This is a genomic window from Pseudomonas fluorescens (assembly GCF_001648775.1).
Lineage (GTDB): Bacteria > Pseudomonadota > Gammaproteobacteria > Pseudomonadales > Pseudomonadaceae > Aquipseudomonas > Aquipseudomonas fluorescens_M.
The window spans coordinates 30554-46224 of record NZ_LVEJ01000015.1 but is presented as its reverse complement, the minus strand read 5'-3'; the positions used below and the strand labels follow the sequence as shown (position 1 = coordinate 46224).

The following is a 15671-nucleotide window of genomic DNA, read 5'->3' as shown; positions in this document are numbered from 1 at the left end:
TTCATAGCCAGATTCAATAACGATGCTTACCCTGATGAATTTCCGCCAACACTTGGTCAGTCACCCGAACGTACGTCTGCGTGCCGGGCAACCAGGCGAAGATCGGGTCATCCCCCGTCTGGCCGGGGTCGAAGCCTTCGTTTTTCAGGCGGGTTTTCTGGTATTTGAACGTGCCGGTGGTTTCCATCTTCACCTTGACTCGCAGGAACAACGGCACCGCATACGCCGGCATACGTTCCCTGGCGAAGGTCAGCAACTCGGCGAAGTCCAGCGTGGCGAGGGATTCTGCCGGAGTAATCGCGGCCATGCCGGCGCGCCCGTTGGTGTTGCGGATTTCTACCCCGTAAGCCACCGCCTCGGAGATGTGCGGATGTTGCAGCAGCAGGTTTTCCACCTCAGTGGTCGAGACGTTTTCGCCCTTCCAGCGATAAGTGTCGCCGAGGCGGTCAACAAACTGTGCATGACCAAAACCGATGTTGCGCAACAGGTCGCCGGTGTTGAAGAAGCGGTCGCCCTTGCTGAACACGTCGTGCAGGACAACCTTGGCGGTTTTTTGTGGATCGGTATAGCCGTCCAACGGTGCTTTCTCGTCGATGCGCGCCAGCAACAAGCCCTGCTCGCCTTTGCCGACCTTGCGCATGAACCCGTCGGTACTGCGCAGCGGCTCGCCGCTGTCGTGGTCGTAGGCGACCAGCTCCCAGGCCATCAGCGAAAAACCAATGGTGTTGTCGAAGTTGAGAATGTTGGTAAAACCGATATTGCCGTCGCTGGCAGCGTACAGCTCGCAGATGTGATCCACCGCGAAGCGCGTCTTGAATTCGGCCCAGGCGCCCGGGCGCAAACCGTTGCCGATCATCTTGCGCACATCGTGACGGCTGTCATCGGCGCTGGCCGGCTGATCGACCAGATAACGGCACAACTCGCCGACGTAGCCGATGGTGGTCGCGCGGTAGCGGCGCACGTCGTTCCAGAACTGACTGGCGCTGAACTTGCGGCGGATCGCGAAACCCGAGGCGCCGTTGACTGCCGAGCCCCAGCACACACACAGACCTGTGGCGTGGTACAGCGGCAAGGTGCAGTAGACGACATCGTCGGGGCCCATGTTGAGGGCGATCATGCCGAAACTGGCGGAGCTGCGCATCCAGCGCCCGTGCTTGAACACCCCGGCCTTGGGCAGGCCGGTGGTACCGGAGGTGTAAATGTAGAAACACGGATCGTCGAAGAAGATCTGCTGGCTGCTCGGCGGATTCTCACTGGAAGCGTCGGCACTGGCGCTGATCAGATTGACGTAGCCTTCGGGCGCAATGCCCGGATGGCTGTAGGTGTCCTGATCAGCGACAAACCAGGTGCGCGGCGCGGTAATCGCCACTTGATCGCGAATCGCCGCGAATGCCGGAACCAGCTCTTCGCCGACGACAATCGCCACCGGCACCACCAGATTCACACTGTGGATCAGCGTGTCGCGGGTCTGCGAGGTATTGAGCAGCGCGCTGACCGCACCGACTTTGGCCAGCGCCAGAATCGTCACCAGCAGTTCCGGGCGGTTTTCGATGAACACCGCGACCACGTCGCCCTTGCCAATGCCCTGCCCGTTCAGATAGTGCGCGATGCGGTTGGCCCACTGGTTGACCTGCGCATAGGTCAGCAGCACGTCACCCTGTAATAGCGCAGGCCCTTCGGGATTGCGCAGCGTCGCTTGCTCAAACGTCCAGCCAAGGCCACAGCTTTGGGTCGGATCCGTGACGTTGGCCACCTTCATGCCTTTGACCACCCGTGGGATGGCCTTGGCGATCATCGGCAGTTTGCGGAGCATCATGCCCCAGGTAATCGTGTCGCTTGGCGCGTGACTCATGGAAGCTCCCCGTTCGACCCTGGCGTGCAGGTCGATGTTTTTATTTTTCGGGCTTTGGCGTGGACCAACGGACGCATTCGAGCGCGGGTCGAGGTCGAAAATACGTCAGCGCTTCTCGGCCTGTACACGCGGTTTTTGCAATGTTTTGTATCCGCTGATCTTTGGGGAGCGGAGCTGATCTGCGGATCGGCGATTGGTTCCGTCGAATCGACAACGATCCCGCAAAATGCAGGATGCACGATGGCCATTCATGCAGTTTGCACGACCCTCTCAATTTTCATTATTTTTAAGCTATTGATTTATAACGATAATTTTATTTTCAAATGCTGGCACAATCGCTGCAACCTCCTCTGCATGCTTGCCATTCAAGTGCATACGGAGCTGAAAGACATGAGCCTGATCCAAGAAAAATTTACCTCCCTGTTCTCCAACTTCGACGTCACCACTGCGCCACGTCCCGATGGCGGGATCCTGCTGACTCTGCGCAGCAGCGATGGCAAAGTGTTTAAACGCGCACTGACTTATCAACAACTGCATGCGGGCGACCAACTGTCGTGGGCGATCAGTGCGATTCGTCGTGACCTGGCCGAACAAGCCAGTGAGCTGCCGCAAATTGCAATGCTGCAGAGCCAACAGCGTTTTGCTCTGCCGACGTATCACTCGCTGTAACTTTTAAAGCGCTTTAAACAAAACAGGCCGTGGAGCTCTCGCTTCACGGCCTGTTTTTTATGGCTGATGCCAATCCCCTGTGGGAGCGAGCTTGCTCGCGAAAGCGGTGTGTCAGGGATAAATTTTTCGTCTGATACTCCGCCTTCGCGAGCAAGCTCGCTCCCACATTGGTTTTATGTGTGTTTAGAAAGCTTCGGGTTCGATGCCGGTGAAAGTATCGACAGTGATATGGCTTCCCAACTCCCCGCCTTCACGGGCCAGGCCGCAGGTTTGCAGGCCGGCCGCTTGCGCGGCGTCGAGCTCTTCGACGATGTCAGAGAGGAACAGGATCTCCGCCGGTTCAACACCGATGGCTTTTTGGATGTTGGTGTAAGACTGCGCCTCACGCTTGGGCCCTGACGTCGTGTCGAAATACCCGCTGAACAGTGGCGTCAGATCCCCCGCCTCCGCGCAGCCGAAAATCAGTTTCTGCGCCTGAATCGAGCCCGACGAGTACACAAACAGTTGATAACCCGCCGCGTGCCAGCGTCGCAGTGCTTCCACCGCGTCCGGGTAAACATGCCCCTTCAACTGCCCGGCGTGATAACCCTGGGCCCAGACCATGCCCTGCAAAGCTTTAAGCGGCGTGGCTTTGCGATCTTCCTCGATCCAGCTCAAGAGAATTTCAACAACCCGCTCAACATCGGCCTGCGGCGCATTGCTATCGCGGCGCACAGCGTCGAGTTGCTCAGCGACATCGGCGCGTTCGGCGTTCTGCCGGACGAAATCCGGCAGGTGTTTCGCTGCATACGGAAACAGCACGTCGAAGACGAAACTCACCGCGCTGGTGGTGCCTTCGATGTCAGTGACAATGGCTTTGATCGACATCGAATCAGTCCTCCAGACGCGGGAAACGCCCGGCGATGTCTTCGCCGGTGAAATTGGCAACCCAGCCTTCAGGGTTGTTGAACAGGCGGATCGCGACAAAGTGCGGATGTTCGCCCATGTCGAACCAGTGTTTGGTACCGGCCGGCACCGAGATCAGATCGTTTTTCTCGCAGAGTACGGCGTAGACGTAATCGTCGATGTGCAAGGTAAACAGCCCACGGCCGGCGACGAAAAAGCGTACTTCGTCTTCGCCATGGCGGTGTTCTTCGAGGAACTTGGCACGCAGCTCAGCTTTTTGCGGATGATCGCTGTTGAGGCTGATGACGTCGACGGTGATGTAACCGCGCTCGGTCATCAGCTTGTCGATTTGTTCTTTATAAGCGCTGATCACTTCTTCCTGGGTCGCGCCCGGCTGGATCTTTGCGGCGGCTTGCCAGCGGTCGAAGCGCACGCCCTGCTTGGCCAGGGTCGAGGCGATGTCTTCAAAGTGGGTCAGTACTTTGTTGGGAATGTCGGGGCTTGAGACGTGATAGACGGACAGGCTGCTCATTGGGGCAATTCCTCGGTATCGGCCTTGCCGTCCGGTTCTTGCAGACCGGTCGGGCACAGCATTTCATCAGGCAAATGGGCTACTTGCGGTGAAGTCAGCCTTGGCGGTTCATGACGCTGCGGGTTTTCAACTCGCATTCAAACAGAAATTCAAAGGCCTCGATCTGCCGCAGCGCGTCGTTCATCTGCGCGCCCCAGGTATAGAGGCCGTGGCCGCGAATCAGATAACCGACGCAATCAGGGTGGGCGTCGAGCCAAGGCTGCACCTTGGCGGCGAGGCGCGCAATGTCCTGATCGTTGTCGAAAATCGGCACGCGCACCCGCGATTCGTGGGTCGAAATGCCGCTGAAGGCTTTTTGCAGTTCGTAATCTTCGAACTCGATAAAGTCTTGCGGGGTCAGGCGCGACAACACCGTGGCGTTGACCGAATGGGTGTGCAGCACCGCGCCGATCTCCGGGCGCCAGCGATAGAGCTGGGTGTGCAGCAGGGTTTCGGCGGACGGCTTTTTGCCCGGTTCAAGACTGTTGCCCGACAGATCGGTGGCGAGCACATCGTCCAGGCCCAACTGGCCCTTGTGCTTGCCCGACACCGTCAGCAACGCTTCGCTCGGCGACAGGCGCGTCGAATAGTTGCTGCTGGTGGCCGGCGACCAGCCGCGGCCGTACAGAAAACGCCCGGCGTCGACGATTTGCTGGGCGAGTTGTTCACGCGTAAGGCTCATGGCCTGTCCTCTTGCATACGTGTGGCAATGATAACGGCAGCAGCGAGCGCTGCGAGACTGGCAATACTAAAGGTCAATGTTGCGCCGAGGGCATTCCAGCTGTAACCGGAATACAACGCGCCGAGTGCACCGCCAGTGCCGGCCAGTGCGGCGTACAACGCCTGGCCCTGGCCTTGCTGGCGTGCGCCGAAGCTACGTTGCACGAAGGCGATGGCCGCGGCGTGAAAGCTACCGAAGGTCGCCGCGTGCAGAACCTGCGCGAACAACAGCACCCACAGAAACTCGGCGAACGAACCTAGCAGCAACCAGCGCAGCGCCGCCAGCAGAAAACTCGCCATCAGCACCCGGCGCAGGGAAAACCGCGCGAGAATCCGGCTCATGGCCATGAACATCAACACTTCAGCGACGACACCCACGGCCCAGAGCATGCCAATGGTGCCGCGTGTGTAGCCGAGCCGTTCAAGGTGCAAAGTCAGAAAGGTGTAATACGGGCCGTGGCTCATCTGCATCAACGCCACGCAACCGTAAAACGCCAGCACGCCGGTATTGCGCAGTTGCTTGAGAAAACCCTCGCCGCTTGGCCGGTTGCATTGCGGCGGTTGCGCGTTCGGCACCCACAAACTGCTAAGGACGATGCCGGCCATGATCAGCACCAGCGCCGCCGGGTAGATGTCTAGGCTCTGCCATTCGAACAGACGACCGAGCGCGACCACGGTGATGATGAACCCGATCGAGCCCCACAGGCGAATCTGGCTGTAACGCGAGGTCTGCCCCTGCAAATGCGCCAAGGTGATGACTTCGAACTGCGGCAGCACCGCGTGCCAGAAGAACGCGTGCAGCGCCATGACCATCGCCAGCCAGGCGTAGGTCTTGCTGACAAAAATCAGTGAGAACGTCAGCAGCGTGCACACCGCGCCAAAACGCACGATGGCCAGGCGTTTGCCGGTGTAGTCGCCGAGCCAGCCCCAGATGTTCGGCGCCACACAGCGCATCAGCATCGGGATCGCGACCAGCTCACCGATCCGCGCCGGACTGAAGCCGAGGTGATCGAAGTACAGCGCCAGAAACGGCGCTGTCGACCCGAGCAAGGCGAAATAGAACAGATAGAAACTGGACAGCCGCCAGTACGGGAGCGCCGCCACGGTTATGCCGCGACGGCTTCGAGGCCTGCCATCAAAGCTGACCCAGCACCGGCGTGCTCACACGCACATCGGCGTTCTGGCCACGGTGACGCAGCAAGTGATCCATCAACACGATGGCCATCATCGCTTCGGCAATCGGCGTCGCGCGGATGCCGACGCACGGGTCATGACGGCCCTTGGTGATGACGTCGACCGGGTTGCCGTGGATGTCGATCGAACGGCCCGGGGTGGTGATGCTCGATGTTGGCTTCAACGCCAGATGGGCAACGATCGGCTGACCGGAGGAAATGCCGCCGAGGATGCCGCCCGCGTTGTTGCTGAGGAAACCTTGTGGCGTCATTTCATCGCGGTGTTCGGTGCCGCGTTGTGCAACCGAGGCGAAACCGGCGCCGATTTCCACGCCTTTGACGGCGTTGATGCTCATCAGCGCGTGAGCCAGTTCGGCGTCGAGACGGTCAAAAATCGGCTCGCCCAGACCCGGCATCACGCCTTCGGCGACGACGGTGATTTTCGCCCCGACCGAATCCTGGTCGCGACGCAACTGGTCCATGTAGGCTTCCAGCTCTGGCACTTTGTCCGGATCCGGGCTGAAGAAGGCGTTCTCTTCCACTGAATCCCAGGTCTTGAACGGTATTTCAATCGGGCCGAGCTGGCTCATGTAGCCACGGATGACGATGCCCTGGGTGGCCAGGTATTTCTTGGCGATTGCACCGGCGGCCACGCGCATCGCGGTTTCGCGCGCCGAGCTGCGGCCACCGCCACGGTAATCGCGCTCACCGTATTTGTGGTGGTAGGTGTAGTCGGCGTGGGCCGGGCGGAACAGGTCCTTGATCGCCGAGTAGTCCTTGGACTTCTGGTCGGTGTTGCGGATCAGCAGGCCGATCGAGCAACCGGTGGTGCGCCCTTCGAACACGCCGGAGAGGATTTCGACTTCGTCGGCTTCCTGACGCTGGGTGGTGTGGCGGCTGGTGCCGGGCTTGCGGCGATCGAGGTCGCGCTGCAGGTCTTCGAGGGAGATCTCCAGGCCCGGCGGGCAGCCGTCGACAATGGCGACCAACGCCGGACCATGGCTTTCGCCAGCGGTGGTGACAGTGAACAACTTGCCGTAGGTATTGCCGGACATGCAGGACGCTCCGTGAAATCAAACCCAAATTCGTGATGCGCGCCAGTATACGCAGGCTAACCGACTAGTTCATCCTCGAACCTTAGTGGTGTTGGTGAGTCCAACCGGCACCTTGACGAATGATGGCGTGATGATGCTGCGAGTTTTGATCTTGAGTCTTTCCCTGTTTACGGGCTTTGCCCAAGCGACGGTCCTACAACGCCCAGTCACTCTGGATACCGGCACCGGTGAGCTTTTCGGCTCACTGTTGCTGCCGAAGTCCGACAGTCCGGTGCCGGTTGTCCTGATCATTTCTGGCTCGGGTCCTACGGACCGTGACGGAAACAACCCCGACGGCGGGCGCAACGACAGCTTGAAACGGCTGGCGTGGGTGCTGGCCAAACACAACATTGCCAGCGTGCGTTACGACAAGCGCGGCGTTGCGGCGAGCCTGGCGGCGACACCCGATGAGCGCAATTTGTCGGTAGAGGCCTATGCGGCGGATGCGGTGGCGTGGGGGCAAAAGCTCAAGGCCGATCCGCGTTTCGGCAAGCTGATCCTGCTGGGCCACAGTGAAGGTGCGTTGATCGCCAGCCTCGCCGCGCCGAAAGTCGACGCAGCGGCAGTGATATCCCTGTCCGGCAGCGCCCGCCCGGTCGATCAGGTGATTCGCGAGCAATTGGCGCGCAGCCTGCCCCCGCCGCTGATGCTGCGCAGCAATGAATTGCTCGACAGCCTCAAGGCCGGTCACATCGATGACAACGTCCCGCCGCCATTGCAGGTGATTTTCCGCCCGAGCGTGCAGCCGTATCTGATTTCGCTGTTCCGTCAAGATCCGGCCAAGGCTTTCGCGCAACTGAAGATGCCGGCGCTGATTGTTCAGGGCAGCAACGACATTCAGGTCGGCACCGAGGACGCGAAGCTGCTCAAAGCCGCCAAACCGGACGCCGAACTGGTAGTGATTGAAGGTATGAACCATGTCATGCGCATCGTGCACAACGACATGAAGCGCCAATTGGCCTCGTACAAGGATCCGAATTTGCCGCTGGCGGCAGAACTCGGCGCCAAAATCATCGAGTTTATTGACGGACTTCGCACCTGATAAGCGCCGTTTACCCTCTAGTCCTGAAAGAAACGGCCGATAAGCCTTTGTCGCCAGCGCAATGGCTGGCGGCAAGCAGGGCTTGGACAGGATCTCGCCGTTATGACTGATACCCAGACTTCACCCGACACCACCGCTGAAAAAGACGCACCGCCAGCGGTCGAGCTGCCGTGGGCGGATGTCCACGTCGAGCACCACAAGATGCTCCGCCTGGCCCCGCTGCAGACCGACCGCAACACCGGCGGGCGGCCGTTGCGCTTTGTCGAATTCGGTTACGCCGAACGCAACAGCAAAGAAAAAAGCCTGATGCGCATGGCGATCAAGCTGCCGAATCAGCGCGTTCGCAAAGAGCAAAACCATCTCGATGTGTGGGTCGATCACACCACCAAGCGCGTCAGCTTCGGCCCGGACAGCGGCTTGCAGATTGAACCGCTGAACCGCGGGATCGGCCGTTTCATGGCCGCACAAGCCATCACTTGGGCGAAAAAACGCTGGCCCGCCTACACCGTCGACGGCATGGACTTGAACAACAAGGACGCGCTGAACGAAGACACGCGTCTGCGTCGCGATCATTTCCTGCGCGTGCACGGCTTTGATGTGGTCTACGCCGATGCCCAGCATTTGAAGGGTAGCGTCAAGGATGTGCTGGTCGGTGATCTGCTCGGCGACTGGAACAGCGAGAAGCTGCAGATCGTCGAGATTCTTGAAGCGGCGCAGATGCTGCAGCAGGCCGAGCAGAATCTGGCTGAGCAGGAAGTGAAGCTGAAGAAGCAGGACGAGAAGGTCAGCAAGTTCAAGCGTGAAGACGCGGGATTGCGCTTCACCATTACTTGTCTGGTGGCGTTTGCGGTGTTTCAGGCGGGGTTGTTGATCTGGATTGCGACGCACCGCTGATGGCTTGAGACCGCGTCGCGGCCATTCGCGAGCAGGCTCGCTCCCACCTTGGAATGCATTTCCCTGTGGGAGCGAGCCTGCTCGCGAAGCTTTTAAGGGTCAGATGCGGGAAGCGAACAGCGCCTGATGATCGCGGCACTGCTCCGCCGTCAGCATGAACACACCATGCCCGCCGCGCTCGAATTCGAGCCAGGCGAAATCGACTTCCGGGTACAGCGCGTCAACGTGCACCTGGCTGTTGCCCACTTCGACGATCAACAAGCCCTTCTCGGTCAGATGATCCGCCGCTTCAGCGAGCATGCGGCGCACCAGGTTCAGACCGTCATCACCGCAAGCCAGACCCAGCTCCGGTTCATGCTGATATTCGTCCGGCATGTCAGCGAAATCTTCCGCATCCACGTACGGCGGGTTCGACACGATCAGGTCGAAACGCTGCCCCGGCAACCCATCGAAGCCATCGCCCTGCACGGTGTAGACACGTTCATCGACGCCATGCCGCTCGATGTTCTGGTTGGCCACTTCCAGCGCTTCGAACGACAGATCGGCAAGCACCACTTCGGCGTTCTGGAACTCGTAGGCGCAGGCGATACCGATGCAACCGGAACCGGTGCACAGGTCGAGAATGCGCGCCGGCTCGGTGCCGATCCACGGCGCAAAGTGATTTTCGATCAGTTCGCCAATCGGTGAACGCGGGATCAACACGCGCTCGTCGACAATGAACGACATGCCGCAGAACCAGGCTTCACCCAACAGGTAAGCGGTGGGAATGCGTTCTTCGATACGGCGCTTGAGCAGGCGCTGTAGATTGACCAGCTCGTCGTCTTCCAGCGCGCAATCGAGGTAGCTGTCAGCGATTTCCCAAGGCAGGTGCAAAGCGCCGAGCACCAACTGCCGGGCTTCGTCCCAGGCGTTGTCGGTGCCATGGCCGAAAAACAGATCCTCCCCATGGAAGCGGCTGACGGCCCAACGAATGTGGTCGCGCAGGGTACGAAGTCGGGAAGTGATCACGGGGCAGAACTCCAGAAAAAACGACTGGCGATTCTAACAGCCAAAACGCGCGACGACGACGCAGGAAAAACATCGCGGCGACGGTAGGAGTTTTCTTTTTTTTGCATCAGCTATTGAACAGAACGTGTAACTTGACAAGGCTGCAGGCCAGAAACGACGGTGCCTACGATGGTAGCGATTCACAGAACCGCTCAGCCAGAGGACAATGTCGCAAAAGCCCCACCCCAAGGAGCCCCAGAATGTCCGTTCCAAAAACGATGTTTCAACTCAGCGGTCGCGGTTACGCAGCGGCCACACTGAGCCATGCCACCGTGGTCATCATCGATGCCCAGAAAGAGTATCTCAGTGGCCCGCTGGCCCTGAGCGGCATGGACGCGGCCGTCGCGAACATCAAACAAGTGGTTGCCGCAGCCCGTGCAGCCGGTCGGCCGATCGTGCACGTGCGTCATCTCGGCACCGTCGGTGGCCTTTTCGACCCGCAGGGCGAACGCGGCGAATTCATCCCGGGCCTCGAGCCACAAGGTGATGAAACCATCATCGGCAAACTGCTGCCGAGCGCCTTCCATGGCACCGAACTGCTGGACCGTTTGCAAAACCTTGGCTCGCTGGATTTGATCGTCTGCGGTTTCATGAGCCACTCCAGCGTCAGCACCACGGTGCGTGCCGCGAAAAACCTGGGCTTTCGTTGCACCCTGGTGGAAGACGCCTGCGCCACCCGCGACTTGCCGTTCAAGGGCCGCGTGCTCAGCGCTGCCGTCGTGCAGGAAGCTGAAATGGCGATCATGGCGGACAATTTCGCCACCCTCGCGCTGACTCAAGACCTGATCTGATCTGCTTTGATGAGCGGCTCACGGCGCCGCTCATCTGCAAAATCCTCTCATTTGCCGCAAATGCCATAGCCTCAGGAACAACCCGGTCAACTCCCGGTCGAAGGGCCGATACCCATTGAGGAAGGTCGGAATGAAGTTATCCGATGGATTTGACGCACGCCGCTTGCGGCCCAAAGGCCAAAGCAACTGGCGTTTTCGATTCGGCGCAGCGATCGCCGCCATTCTGGCGATGTTCGGTGTGCTGCTGGCGATGGCCGGGGCCGCCAGCCTGCTCGGGCGCCCACCGGCGCTTGGTGACTTGAACGCTACACCGATGGGTTCGGCGATCATTCTGGCGGTCGGCTTGCTGTTTCTGTATTTCGGTGTCGCCCTGTGGCGTCGCTGCCGCCGTCGCGCACGGCAATCGCGGGAACTGAACATGTCCCCGCACCTGATGAAAAAACACGACTGAATCACCGGCCTGGCTTTTTGCCGGGCCGTTTTGTTTCGACTTGGGTAAACTGGCCGCCCTTCGCGGAGGCTGACATGCAAGACGACGATTTTTCCCTGTTCAAAAGTGCGATCCAAGGCGTCAAGCCGATCAAGCACGACCGCGCCGACACCGGCAAACCCAAGGCTGACCGCGCACAGATCGCCAAGCTGCGCCAGTCCGCCACCGTGCGCACCGACGCCACGACCGTGGATGGCCTGTCCGATCAGTTCGTGATCGACGTCGGTCCGGAAGACGAGCTGATGTGGTCCCGTGACGGCGTGCAGGAAAGTCAGATGCGCAAGCTCAAGGTCGGCCAGATCCCCTTCGAAGGCAGCCTCGACCTGCACGGCATGAGCGTGGAAAAGGCCCGCGAAACCCTGTGGGCATTTCTTGCCGAAGCGACCAAATTCGAAATCCGCTGCGTGCGCGTCACCCATGGCAAGGCTGTGCGTCTGGACGGCAAGCGGCCGATGATCAAAAGTCACGTCAACACGTGGTTGCGCCAGCATGCACAAGTGCTCGGCTTCTGCTCGTGCCAGGCGAAACACGGCGGTGCCGGCGCGGTTTACGTGATGCTCAAACGTACCATGATGGAAGGTCGCGACGAATAATCCGCCCCATCTGAAGCCCCGCATCGTTAGTCACGATGCGGGGCTTTCACTTTACTGAAGCTGTTCGAATGGCGGTGCTGAACGGCAGCTTTGGGCAGTCGGCTTTGCACCCACTGCCAGTGCCCGACGCATTCAGCGCAATTCAATGAGTGACAGGCGACAGCGCATCGTTTGCTGACGATGAGGGCACATAAACTGAATGGCTCTGCTCGTGTTCCTCTTGGTGAGCCTTTTCGATACGGTAAGTGAGTTCTTCTTCAAGGTTCTCATAGTCGACGTTTTTGCCGTCTTCGTCGCGCAGACCACCATAGTTGAACACGACAAGATGCTTACGAAAGCCTTTACCCTTGCGCGCACTTGGCATCTTGAAAAAGATCTTCCACCGGCTGTCATTAAAGTTCGGCAGGGTGTCAGCCTTTTCGGCAATGATATGAAGTACCGTATTGAGTTGCATCTGAGCTATCCCGCTGTACGATTCGACCTCTGTGGCTTCAATCGATGTGTAAGGGACTAACCCATCCGCATTGAAAAACCAGATGCCTTTGTCCTTGAGGATCATCAACGTTTGCGAACCCGCGTTGCGGTTCAGCCACGCCATGCCCAAGTACCATATCGAACACACCAGCAGCAGCGCAGCGATGCCATTGGACTCCATACGGAATCCCTGGATGGCCATGACCAAGAATAAAACACCGCCCAATAAAGCCCTCACAGGCACGCGGCGACGCTCGGTAAACGCCATATCATTGATTGAACTTTTCATGATTTTCCTTTGGCTAACAGGCGCGAAAATCGCATCCAGGTAATGCAAAAGACCCTTTCGGGCCGTCGTTTTAAATGAACCTTTCACCCATCTCTTCTTGCCTGCGAATGCCAAGACTCAGCCTCGACACACAGCAACTCTCTGGCTTCTTTACAGGGTAAAGGTTGACTGTGGCCTTTGCGTCACTGACACCTTTGCGGGTCATTAGAAGCAGCGAGTATGGCGAGTGCCGCCATAGCAAAAATGATGTTTCACGATTTTACTCGATAAAATCGCTGAAGTGAGGGATCTACGCTGGCGCACTGGATGTCGGTGAGCGTTCCGGGGAGGGTTATTTTCTGCCATTCAAACACCTGTCGCGAACGGAGCGCTCATTCGAAGTGGCGGACAAACTCTTCCAGGCCGCGCTGATCGAATTGGGGATTCGCGCCCGCCGGCAATACAACTGCCGACACACATACGCTACCATGTGCCTCATGGCGGGTATGAACCCTGCGTTTATTGCCACTCAGCTCGGTCATAGCGTTCAGATGTTGCTATCGACTTACGCCCGATGGATCAACTCCAGCACTGACTGGGTTGAACTCGGTAAGCTCGAAAACAGCTTGATTGGTACAAAATTGGTACAGACAGAAACAGTACCCCTCTGAAACCCTTATGGAATCAGCCCCTGTGACACTGGAACAGAACTACACCGCGATTCTCGGCCAATTGGGCGAGGACGTCTCCCGCGAGGGCCTGCTCGACACGCCAAAGCGTGCCGCCAAAGCCATGCAGTACCTCTGCCGCGGTTATGAACAGACGCTCGAAGAGGTCACCAACGGTGCCCTGTTCAGCTCCGACAACAGCGAAATGGTGCTGGTCAAGGACATCGAGTTGTACTCGTTGTGCGAACACCACCTGCTGCCGTTCATCGGCAAGGCGCACGTTGCGTACATCCCGAGCGGCAAAGTGCTGGGCCTGTCAAAGGTCGCGCGGATCGTCGACATGTACGCCCGCCGCCTGCAGATCCAGGAAAACCTCAGCCGTCAGATCGCCGATGCGGTCATGCAAGTCACCGGCGCGCTGGGCGTGGCGGTGGTGATCGAGGCCAAGCACATGTGCATGATGATGCGCGGTGTCGAGAAGCAGAATTCGTCGATGATCACTTCGGTGATGCTGGGTGAGTTCCGCGAAAACGCCGCGACCCGCAGCGAGTTTCTCAGCCTGATCAAGTAATTCGTTACCCGAAGAAAACCGGCATTCATCGCCGGTTTTTTTTCGTCCGTGAAAAATCGGGTAAGCTGCGCGCCTTTCTCAATGTGCACCGTGAGGCTTTCAACGTGTTCGTCAAAGCGCTTCGTGTCGGCCTCGGCCAACTGGTTATCTTCATCGACTTCATCACCCGTCCGGGCAAGAAAAAACGCCCCGTGGCCGCTCAGGCGCAGGTGGATGCGGCAGCAAAAGACCTGACCTTGTATCAGTTCCACGCCTGCCCGTTCTGCGTAAAAACCCGCCGTACGTTGCGTCGTCTGAATGTGCCGGTGGCGCTGAAGGATGCGAAGAATAACGAGCAGGATCGTCAGGTCCTGCTGGAACAGGGTGGCCGGATCAAAGTGCCTTGCCTGCGCATTGAAGAGAATGGGCAGACAACCTGGATGTATGAGTCCAAGGTGATTATTGATTATCTGGATAAGCGGTTTGCGGCGGTCTGAGGTTCATATCGGAATTTGATTGACGCCTTCGCGAGCAGGCTCGCTCCCACCCTTTGGAATGCATTTCCATTGTGGGAGCGAGCCTGCTCGCGATGAGGCCCTTACAGGCACCACAAATCCCAGACAAAAATAAACCGGCCCATGAGCCGGTTTATTTGTTTTTCAGGCCGCTTTCTCTAGCTGAGCCCGCCGCACTACCGCCGCCAATCGCTTCAACCCTTCCTCCAGCCGCGCCGGATCGATGTGGCTGAAATTCAGGCGCAAATGCCCGAGATTGTTATCCGGATCCGGAAAGAACGGCTCCCCCGGCATAAACGCCACATCATTGGCCAAGGCCTCATTGAGCAACGTCCGCGTATCCAGCGGCTGCTTCAACGTCAGCCAGAAAAACAGCCCGCCCTGCGGCATGTTCCACTCGGCCAGATCAGCAAAGTGCGTTTCCAGCGCCGTTTGAAAGGCATCACGCCGCTGACGATAAAACCCACGCAATTCGCTCAGATGCTGCTGATATTTTTCAGTGCCGATCCATTGCAACGCCTGCCACTGGCCGATGCGGTTGGTGTGCAGATCCGCCGATTGCTTGAGTTTGAGCAGGTGCGGGAACAGGTCCGGGCTGGCAATCAGGTAGCCGACGCGCAAGCCGGGCAGCAAGGTTTTCGACACGGTGCCGGTGTAGATCCAGCTCGCCTTCTTCAGCCGGCCGGCAATCGGTTTGGCGCTGCCACCGTCGAACGTCAGTTCGCGGTAGGGCTCGTCTTCGATCAGGGTGACGCCGAATTCATCGAGCAATGCCGCGACCGCTGCGCGTTTGGCTTCGCTGTAGCGCACGGCTGACGGGTTCTGGAAGGTCGGGATCAAGTAGATAAACGCCGGGCGATGCTGTTCCAGACGATGGCGCAACTGCGTCAGGTTCGGACCATCCGCTTCTTGCGGCACGGTCAGGCAATCGGCGCCGAACAGCTGGAAGATTTGCAGCGCAGCAAGATAGGTCGGTGCTTCCAGGAGAATTTCCGTGCCCTTGTCGATGTACAGCTTGGCTGCCAGATCGAGGGTTTGTTGCGAACCGCTGACCACCAATACCTGGCCCGCCTCGCACTCCAGCCCCAGCGCCCTCGCCTCTGCCGCCAGCGCCTCACGCAACGCCGGTTCGCCTTCGCTCATACCGTATTGGCCGAGCGAAAGCGGCATGTCGGCCCATTCGACCTTCGGCAACATGGCTTCGGCCGGCAAGCCGCCGGCGAACGACATCACCTCCGGGCGCTGCGCCGCGGCGAGGATTTCACGGATCAAAGAACTTTTAAGGCGCGAGACACGTTCGGAAAAAGCCATGGCGGTCACCGGTAGCGAGGGAGGCGAAAAATGAGTCAAACTGGTTGACTGAAATTACGACAGCT

At 58.9% G+C, this 15671-nt stretch carries 17 protein-coding genes and 2 pseudogenes; 9 read left to right on the top strand and 10 right to left on the bottom strand.

Features of this window, described 5'->3' with window-relative positions; all coding sequences use genetic code 11:
- Positions 1-13: 13 nt before the first annotated feature.
- Positions 14-1852: a long-chain-acyl-CoA synthetase gene (locus tag A8O26_RS14490; protein WP_064118646.1), complete on the bottom strand. Its 1839-nt coding sequence runs from the start codon at positions 1850-1852 to the stop codon at positions 14-16.
- Between the two features lie 390 nt (positions 1853-2242).
- Between A8O26_RS14490 and A8O26_RS30520 the strand changes: the two genes are divergently transcribed.
- Positions 2243-2521: a DUF3509 domain-containing protein gene (locus tag A8O26_RS30520; protein ID WP_008080936.1), complete on the top strand. Its 279-nt coding sequence runs from the start codon at positions 2243-2245 to the stop codon at positions 2519-2521.
- Positions 2522-2704: 183 nt separating this feature from the next.
- Here the strand turns inward: A8O26_RS30520 and mtnC are convergent, their stop codons facing one another.
- The 5 genes from mtnC to aroC form a co-directional block, all read right to left on the bottom strand.
- Entirely contained in the window at positions 2705-3388 is a 684-nt protein-coding gene (gene mtnC, locus A8O26_RS14480) for an acireductone synthase (protein ID WP_064118645.1), read from the bottom strand.
- A gap of 4 nt (positions 3389-3392) precedes the next feature.
- Positions 3393-3938, bottom strand: coding sequence for a 1,2-dihydroxy-3-keto-5-methylthiopentene dioxygenase (locus A8O26_RS14475; RefSeq protein WP_064118644.1), 546 nt, complete (start codon positions 3936-3938; stop codon positions 3393-3395).
- 94 nt (positions 3939-4032) lie between these two features.
- Positions 4033-4659: a methylthioribulose 1-phosphate dehydratase gene (locus A8O26_RS14470; protein WP_064118643.1), complete on the bottom strand. Its 627-nt coding sequence runs from the start codon at positions 4657-4659 to the stop codon at positions 4033-4035.
- Positions 4656-5801 carry an MFS transporter gene (locus A8O26_RS14465; protein ID WP_064118642.1) on the bottom strand — a complete coding sequence of 382 codons (1146 nt, stop codon included), beginning with the start codon at positions 5799-5801 and terminating at the stop codon, positions 4656-4658. The genes A8O26_RS14470 and A8O26_RS14465 overlap by 4 nt, the downstream gene beginning before the upstream one ends.
- A gap of 31 nt (positions 5802-5832) precedes the next feature.
- Positions 5833-6924 (bottom strand): chorismate synthase, encoded by a 1092-nt coding sequence (gene aroC, locus A8O26_RS14460; RefSeq protein ID WP_064118641.1) that lies wholly within the window; start codon positions 6922-6924, stop codon positions 5833-5835.
- Positions 6925-7054: 130 nt separating this feature from the next.
- On the opposite strand from aroC, the gene A8O26_RS14455 reads away from it, so the two are divergent.
- A complete protein-coding gene (locus A8O26_RS14455; protein ID WP_064118670.1) occupies positions 7055-8005 on the top strand; it encodes an alpha/beta hydrolase in 951 nt (316 codons plus the stop codon).
- A gap of 102 nt (positions 8006-8107) precedes the next feature.
- Positions 8108-8899 carry a hypothetical protein gene (locus tag A8O26_RS14450; protein WP_064118640.1) on the top strand — a complete coding sequence of 264 codons (792 nt, stop codon included), beginning with the start codon at positions 8108-8110 and terminating at the stop codon, positions 8897-8899.
- Positions 8900-8998: 99 nt separating this feature from the next.
- On the opposite strand, the gene prmB is transcribed toward A8O26_RS14450, so the two are convergent.
- Complete coding sequence (prmB, locus tag A8O26_RS14445; protein WP_064118639.1) at positions 8999-9907, bottom strand: 50S ribosomal protein L3 N(5)-glutamine methyltransferase; 909 nt, start codon at positions 9905-9907, stop codon at positions 8999-9001.
- Between the two features lie 239 nt (positions 9908-10146).
- Between prmB and A8O26_RS14440 the strand changes: the two genes are divergently transcribed.
- From A8O26_RS14440 to A8O26_RS14430, 3 genes are all read left to right on the top strand, one after another.
- Positions 10147-10737: a cysteine hydrolase family protein gene (locus tag A8O26_RS14440; RefSeq protein WP_007914026.1), complete on the top strand. Its 591-nt coding sequence runs from the start codon at positions 10147-10149 to the stop codon at positions 10735-10737.
- 130 nt (positions 10738-10867) lie between these two features.
- Positions 10868-11188 carry a hypothetical protein gene (locus A8O26_RS14435; RefSeq protein ID WP_064118638.1) on the top strand — a complete coding sequence of 107 codons (321 nt, stop codon included), beginning with the start codon at positions 10868-10870 and terminating at the stop codon, positions 11186-11188.
- A 74-nt stretch (positions 11189-11262) separates the two neighbouring features.
- Positions 11263-11820, top strand: a complete 558-nt coding sequence (locus A8O26_RS14430) for a Smr/MutS family protein (protein ID WP_064118637.1) — start codon at positions 11263-11265, stop codon at positions 11818-11820.
- Between the two features lie 142 nt (positions 11821-11962).
- On the opposite strand, the gene A8O26_RS14425 is transcribed toward A8O26_RS14430, so the two are convergent.
- Complete coding sequence (locus A8O26_RS14425) at positions 11963-12670, bottom strand: hypothetical protein (RefSeq protein ID WP_253756867.1); 708 nt, start codon at positions 12668-12670, stop codon at positions 11963-11965.
- Between the two features lie 206 nt (positions 12671-12876).
- A pseudogene (locus A8O26_RS29790) lies at positions 12877-12993 on the bottom strand (DNA adenine methylase); the annotation flags it as partial.
- Here A8O26_RS29790 and A8O26_RS30220 point away from each other — a divergent pair.
- From A8O26_RS30220 to A8O26_RS14410, 3 genes and pseudogenes are all read left to right on the top strand, one after another.
- Positions 12964-13233, top strand: a pseudogene (locus A8O26_RS30220) (site-specific integrase); the annotation flags it as partial. The pseudogenes A8O26_RS29790 and A8O26_RS30220 overlap by 30 nt on opposite strands.
- 22 nt (positions 13234-13255) lie before the next feature.
- Positions 13256-13801 (top strand): GTP cyclohydrolase I FolE, encoded by a 546-nt coding sequence (gene folE, locus A8O26_RS14415; protein WP_019826593.1) that lies wholly within the window; start codon positions 13256-13258, stop codon positions 13799-13801.
- A gap of 104 nt (positions 13802-13905) precedes the next feature.
- Positions 13906-14277, top strand: a complete 372-nt coding sequence (locus tag A8O26_RS14410; RefSeq protein WP_064118669.1) for a glutathione S-transferase N-terminal domain-containing protein — start codon at positions 13906-13908, stop codon at positions 14275-14277.
- A gap of 162 nt (positions 14278-14439) precedes the next feature.
- Here A8O26_RS14410 and A8O26_RS14405 read toward each other — a convergent pair whose 3' ends face one another.
- Positions 14440-15606, bottom strand: a complete 1167-nt coding sequence (locus A8O26_RS14405) for a PLP-dependent aminotransferase family protein (RefSeq protein ID WP_064118634.1) — start codon at positions 15604-15606, stop codon at positions 14440-14442.
- Between the last annotated feature and the right edge of the window lie 65 nt (positions 15607-15671).

Excerpts from the sequence above, each read along its gene's own strand:
- A8O26_RS14435 (WP_064118638.1), top strand. The coding sequence starts at position 10,868 with ATGAAGTTATCCGATGGATTTGACGCACGCCGCTTGCGGCCCAAAGGC.
- A8O26_RS14450 (WP_064118640.1), top strand. The coding sequence starts at position 8,108 with ATGACTGATACCCAGACTTCACCCGACACCACCGCTGAAAAAGACGCA.
- A8O26_RS14430 (WP_064118637.1), top strand. The coding sequence starts at position 11,263 with ATGCAAGACGACGATTTTTCCCTGTTCAAAAGTGCGATCCAAGGCGTC.
- mtnC (WP_064118645.1), bottom strand. The coding sequence starts at position 3,388 with ATGTCGATCAAAGCCATTGTCACTGACATCGAAGGCACCACCAGCGCG.
- A8O26_RS14470 (WP_064118643.1), bottom strand. The coding sequence starts at position 4,659 with ATGAGCCTTACGCGTGAACAACTCGCCCAGCAAATCGTCGACGCCGGG.
- A8O26_RS14475 (WP_064118644.1), bottom strand. The coding sequence starts at position 3,938 with ATGAGCAGCCTGTCCGTCTATCACGTCTCAAGCCCCGACATTCCCAAC.
- A8O26_RS14405 (WP_064118634.1), bottom strand. The coding sequence starts at position 15,606 with ATGGCTTTTTCCGAACGTGTCTCGCGCCTTAAAAGTTCTTTGATCCGT.
- A8O26_RS14490 (WP_064118646.1), bottom strand. The coding sequence starts at position 1,852 with ATGAGTCACGCGCCAAGCGACACGATTACCTGGGGCATGATGCTCCGC.
- A8O26_RS14440 (WP_007914026.1), top strand. The coding sequence starts at position 10,147 with ATGTCCGTTCCAAAAACGATGTTTCAACTCAGCGGTCGCGGTTACGCA.
- A8O26_RS14455 (WP_064118670.1), top strand. The coding sequence starts at position 7,055 with ATGATGCTGCGAGTTTTGATCTTGAGTCTTTCCCTGTTTACGGGCTTT.
- A8O26_RS30520 (WP_008080936.1), top strand. The coding sequence starts at position 2,243 with ATGAGCCTGATCCAAGAAAAATTTACCTCCCTGTTCTCCAACTTCGAC.
- aroC (WP_064118641.1), bottom strand. The coding sequence starts at position 6,924 with ATGTCCGGCAATACCTACGGCAAGTTGTTCACTGTCACCACCGCTGGC.